Origin of the sequence: Eikenella sp. HMSC061C02, assembly GCF_001809035.1 — a bacterium.
Lineage (GTDB): Bacteria > Pseudomonadota > Gammaproteobacteria > Burkholderiales > Neisseriaceae > Eikenella > Eikenella corrodens.
In genome coordinates, this window is sequence record NZ_KV795541.1 from 1 (window position 1) to 4,767 (window position 4,767).

At 54.7% G+C, this 4,767-nt stretch carries 7 protein-coding genes; 4 read left to right on the forward strand and 3 right to left on the reverse strand.

All coding sequences use genetic code 11. From position 1 onward, the window contains the following. Positions 1 to 22: 22 nt before the first annotated feature. On the reverse strand, positions 23 to 160 hold the full coding sequence (locus HMPREF2541_RS12155) for a hypothetical protein (RefSeq protein ID WP_168161092.1): 138 nt from the start codon (positions 158 to 160) through the stop codon (positions 23 to 25). A gap of 168 nt (positions 161 to 328) precedes the next feature. Between HMPREF2541_RS12155 and HMPREF2541_RS04410 the strand changes: the two genes are divergently transcribed. From HMPREF2541_RS04410 to HMPREF2541_RS04425, 4 genes are all read left to right on the forward strand, one after another. Next, positions 329 to 700 carry a hypothetical protein gene (locus tag HMPREF2541_RS04410; RefSeq protein WP_070541921.1) on the forward strand — a complete coding sequence of 124 codons (372 nt, stop codon included), beginning with the start codon at positions 329 to 331 and terminating at the stop codon, positions 698 to 700. Between the two features lie 195 nt (positions 701 to 895). Continuing rightward, positions 896 to 1,597, forward strand: coding sequence for a hypothetical protein (locus tag HMPREF2541_RS04415; protein WP_070541924.1), 702 nt, complete (start codon positions 896 to 898; stop codon positions 1,595 to 1,597). 77 nt (positions 1,598 to 1,674) lie between these two features. Further along, the gene (locus HMPREF2541_RS04420) at positions 1,675 to 2,733 is read left to right on the forward strand and encodes an AI-2E family transporter (protein WP_023887515.1); all 1,059 of its coding nucleotides are present in this window, start codon (positions 1,675 to 1,677) and stop codon (positions 2,731 to 2,733) included. A 232-nt stretch (positions 2,734 to 2,965) separates the two neighbouring features. Further along, a complete protein-coding gene (locus tag HMPREF2541_RS04425) occupies positions 2,966 to 3,835 on the forward strand; it encodes a DMT family transporter (RefSeq protein WP_003824526.1) in 870 nt (289 codons plus the stop codon). 106 nt (positions 3,836 to 3,941) lie between these two features. On the opposite strand, the gene HMPREF2541_RS04430 is transcribed toward HMPREF2541_RS04425, so the two are convergent. Beyond that, on the reverse strand, positions 3,942 to 4,238 hold the full coding sequence (locus HMPREF2541_RS04430) for a hypothetical protein (RefSeq protein WP_003824527.1): 297 nt from the start codon (positions 4,236 to 4,238) through the stop codon (positions 3,942 to 3,944). After that, positions 4,235 to 4,657, reverse strand: a complete 423-nt coding sequence (locus HMPREF2541_RS04435; RefSeq protein WP_064083823.1) for a phage holin family protein — start codon at positions 4,655 to 4,657, stop codon at positions 4,235 to 4,237. Before HMPREF2541_RS04435 ends, HMPREF2541_RS04430 begins: the two co-directional genes overlap by 4 nt. Positions 4,658 to 4,767 lie beyond the last annotated feature (110 nt).

Sequence of the window (4,767 nt, forward strand, 5' to 3'; positions counted from 1 at the left end):
TGGAATTTAGGGCTAATCTACGTCAGCCCCAAAACAAATCACCCGGCATCACATCATCCAATGCGCTTCTCGTCCAGAGTTTGAGGGCTTCTTCAACCGCCTTAATCCGTTTGACACTCAGCAAGCGCAGCCCGCTTGGCAGAGTGTATGCGGAGCGCACGCGGTTTTCAGTTTTCAGGTAGCCCCTTTCAGGCTACCTGAAAGCGTAGATTCAACGAAGCAGGCGTTATATCCAAATGTCGGATTCAAGAGTCCGACTTCCGACTACCGCTATGCGGGCTACGCCTGCTGTTTGTCCTCTTATGAAATAATTTAATGGACCTTAAGTATGAATTTAATTTTTACAAAAGATTTCTTTCAAAACGGTAGCAATCAGTTTGGAGTACTTTTTCATGCGAATAGTGGGTATGAAAAATTTGGCTGGTTAGCAGATTTTTTAATGGATGATGGTGGAATGGGGGTTAAGCATTTGTTAGAAATGTCTGAAACCCTATTGAAGGAAATATTGGAAGAAGTGCCTAATGGCGGTGAAGTTGAACAGTATCGAGAGCACTTTGGGGTAATTGTCGGCAAAGAGATGACAAAAATAGACAGCCTATTAACTGATGAAATCGTAGTGGTAATGCCAACCGAAATTGTTATAGAGAAACTGAAAGAGTGTATTGAATTTATTAAGAATAATTACGCCGATGAAGTGTGAGCAAGCTTAACCTGTATGGGCAGGGTGTATACGAAACACACGCACGTGGTTTTAACCTCGTTGAAACTCACGCTTGCAGGCAGCAACTGTAGGATGTCGGATTCTCGAACCCGACCCGAGCACCCAAAGGCTACCTGAAAACAACAATAGCCATATTTCAGGTAGCCTCTTCCCAACTTAATTCAGGAACAAGCCATGCAGTACCGATATATTGTGTTACTGGCCTCTTTGCTGGCTGCTACGCCCTTTGCCGCTCAAGCCGCACCACATCATCGGCCTCGCGCCAACAGCCCCGCCCATGCCAACCCTCAAGCAGGCAGGAGATATAGTGTTGAGGAGTTCTCCCGCCGAGAAGAAGCAGCCTCCCAACGACAAGAGGAATTCGATAAAGCCCACCCCGGCGACCAATATATTGCCGAACGCTGCCGTTTCGGCATTCGCGCCAATTTGCAGGCTGCCGGAGCAGACACAAACGACCCAGTTTATGCCGAGCTTCTCAGCACGGCCGACCAAGCCTGTATCAACTATATTATTAGAGGCCGTCTGGCCGGGCTGTTCAAACATATCCATGAGCATACAAACCTAGATGGCGCCGATGCCGCCAAGCCCGGCCAAATCAAATTATCTTTGCCGGCCACAGAACACTTCCCATTCCTGAAATCTGCCATCCAACAAGGCAACACGGTGGAATTTACATTTAACGACATTATTCCGCAGCTCTCTGGCCGCAAACTTGTTGCCACCTTTGGCATAGAAAAGGGTTACAGCGACAACCAGCTTGCTTTTTCCGGCAGCGATCAAACCACCGTGCCGCACGAACTGTTGCTTTACAATATACTTCCTCCATCTGCCCGCCATACTGATGCCGATACCGATGGCGATAACACTACCGACTAACCCCATCCCGAGAAAGGCTACCTGAAACCCAATCCCCGCTTTTCAGGTAGCCCCACCCTTTTACACACCGCCACATCATGCACACCGAAACCACCAAATTCCGCACCGCTTCCTATATCCTGATGGCCGCCGCGCTGCTGGTTATCCTGTATTTCCGCTTCCTGCCGCTGCTGCTCTCCATCATCCTTACCTACATTTTCATCAACCGCACCAACGGCCTGATTTTGTGGATGCGCCACCGCCTGCTGCCGCACAACACCTTCCTACACCGCTCGCTCAATGTGCGCAACATCAACCTCGTTTCCGCCACGTTCACCATCAGCCTGGTGCTCTTGGCCATCACCTTGATGGCGCTGGGCGTGTACCGCCTGATTCACAGCGGGCACATCACGGTGATGCTGGCCAAACTCGCCGCCATTCTGGCCAACACCAAAAATAACGGCGAGCTGCCGCCGGCCATTTTGAATATGCTGCCCGAAAATCTGGCCGAGATTAAAGCCGCCGCTGCCGAACTGCTTACCGAATACGGTGCCACACTCACCCGCATCAGCAAAAACAGCTTCACTTCCTTTGTGTATGTGCTCATCGGCGTGATTATCGGCGCGCTGCTCAGCTTCCACCGTCTCAACACCCGCCGCAGCCGCCATCAGATGCCGCCGTTCAAAGTCCAGCTGGTGCGGCGCATTACCAACTTCCAAACCAGCTTTGAGCGCGTGTTTATCGCCCAGGTGAAAATCTCTCTAATCGATACCGCCGTTACCGCCGTTTATCTGTATCTGATCCTGCCCGCCTTCGGCGTGGAGCTGCCTTTCCGGCTCACCGTGCTGGTGATTGCATTTGTGGTAGGGCTGGTGCCGGTGGCCGGCAATCTGGTGTCGAACACGGTCATCATCATCCTCAGCCTGGGCGCGTCGCTCTATGTGGCCGCGGCTTCGCTGGTGTTTTTAGTGGTGGTGCACAAGCTGGAATATTTCCTCAACGCCAAAATCATCGGCTCGCAAATTGAATCGAGCGCGTGGGAATTGTTGCTGGTGATGGTGGTGTTCGAGCGAATCTTCGGCATCAGCGGCATCATCATTTCGCCGGTGTATTACGCTTATTTGAAGAACGAGCTGAAGCAGGCGGGGTTGATTTAAAGTATTGTTTTCTGCCAGCCGTGCGCGGATTGGATTGCCACGATTTATCGTCTGAGTACAAGGATACAGACAGTATAGGTTTGTTAGCCATTACGCCTTCGGCCTGCGGATCGTAGCCGTTTGGGCATGGCTGTCTTGGCTCTGCTCTGCTCTACCATTCATTGCCCCGCCGTTTGGTGCGGAGTAAACTGCCGCCTTTTTTCGCCTGCCGCGCTTCGGCTAAGGAAACACCGTGCTTTACCAAATCATCGCGCTCATTTTGTGGAGCAGCGCCTTCATTGCAGCCAAATACACCTACACCATGACCGATCCGCTCCTGATGTTGCTGTGCCGCCTGTTGCTGGCCTCGCTGCTGGTGCTGCCTGCGGCTTTGCGCTTCGGGCGCAGTTTGGAAAAACGGCATTGGCGGCCGCTGCTGTGGCTAACGTTTTTAAACTATGTGGTGGTGCTCGCCATGCAATTTGTGGGGCTGAAATACACCTCTGCCACCAGCGCTTCCACCATTGTCGGGCTTGAGCCGCTGTTGATGGTGTTTATCGGCCACTTCTTTTTCCGCGACTTTGCCCGCTGGTATCACTGGTTGTGCGGGCTGGCGGCCTTTGCCGGGGTGGCGCTCCTGATTGCCGGCAGCGGCGGGGAAGGCGACATCAGCCTGTTCGGCTGCCTGATGGTGTTCGGTGGCGGTGCGGTGTTTTGCACCACCATGCGCCCCACGCAGCGGATGATTGCCGAAATTGGCGCGCCTGCCTTCACCTCGCTTTCCATGGCCGTGGCGCCGCTGTTGTGCCTGCCGGTGAGTCTGGCCTTTGCCGACAGACTGCGTATCGAATGGAACTGGCCCGGCGCGCTGGGGCTGCTTTATTTGGGCGTGTGTTGCAGCTGGCTTTCCTATACACTGTGGAACAAAGGCATGACCAGCGTGTCGGCCAACTTCTCCGGCATGCTCATCGCCTCCGAGCCGGTGTTTGGCACGCTGCTGGCGGTGCTGGTATTGGGCGAGCGTGTTTCCGCGTTGTCGTGGCTGGGCATTTTGCTGGTGATTGCCGCCACGGCGGCTTCGGTGGCAATGCCGAAGCTGCTGGCACGCCGGCAGATGACGTGAAGCTGGCTGCGGGCAGCATTGCTGTTGGCAGATTTGATTTACGTTAAAGGCTACCTGAAAGTGCTTCAAAATGCTTTCAGGTAGCCTTTACCACCAGACCAGCTATTTATTTTCCTTTTTTCCCTTTCTCCGGCTCACTACTCCACCAGCGCCACAGCAGGCGGCCGAATTTGGGCAGCAGTTGGCGTTGTTTGGGGGCGGGCAGGACGGCGGCCTGCCACAGCAGCATGGCCACGGGCAGGCTGTCGGCCAGCTTGAGCCAATCGATGGGTTTGCCGGCGCGGTTTCGGCCTTGTTGGCGCAGGTTTTCGCTACGGATTTTCAGGCGGGCGAGTTCGGCCTGCAGGGCGAGAAGTTCGCGCTGCTGCGCTTTGCTGAGCGGCTGCTGAGACTGGGGATTCATTCTGGCTGCTCCGGCGCGGTGTCGGCAGGCTGGGTGTTTATGCCGGAAGTATGGCCGCGCAGGGTGTCGAGGTCGCGGCGCATGTCGGCGAGGGTGGAGGCTACCTGCACGCCGGCCTGCCGCCAGCCGGACAGGGCGCGTGCAAGCAGGAGCCAGGCAATGAGCAGGAGCAACACGGGCAGGCCGAAAAACACCCAAATTTTGATGTTTACGGGTAGGACGGCATCGAGGCCGAAGAAAAGGCTGACCAGAGCGGCGAGCAGCAACACGCTGCCGGCGAGCAGAGCGGCGGTGATTTTGATGAAGCCTGTGGCTTGCCCGGAAAGGTCGATACCGAGGATTTGCAGGCGCAGCAGCAAGAGGTCCGCGCCTTGGTTGATGAGGAAGCGGATGTGGTTGATGTTGTGTTTGAGACTCATGCGGCGCTCCCGGTGGGATGGGGATAGAGGTGCCAAATAGGCGGGCAACGCTATGCCCTGCCTATTTGGCGAAACGATATAGTGGATTAAATTTAAATCAGGACAAGGCG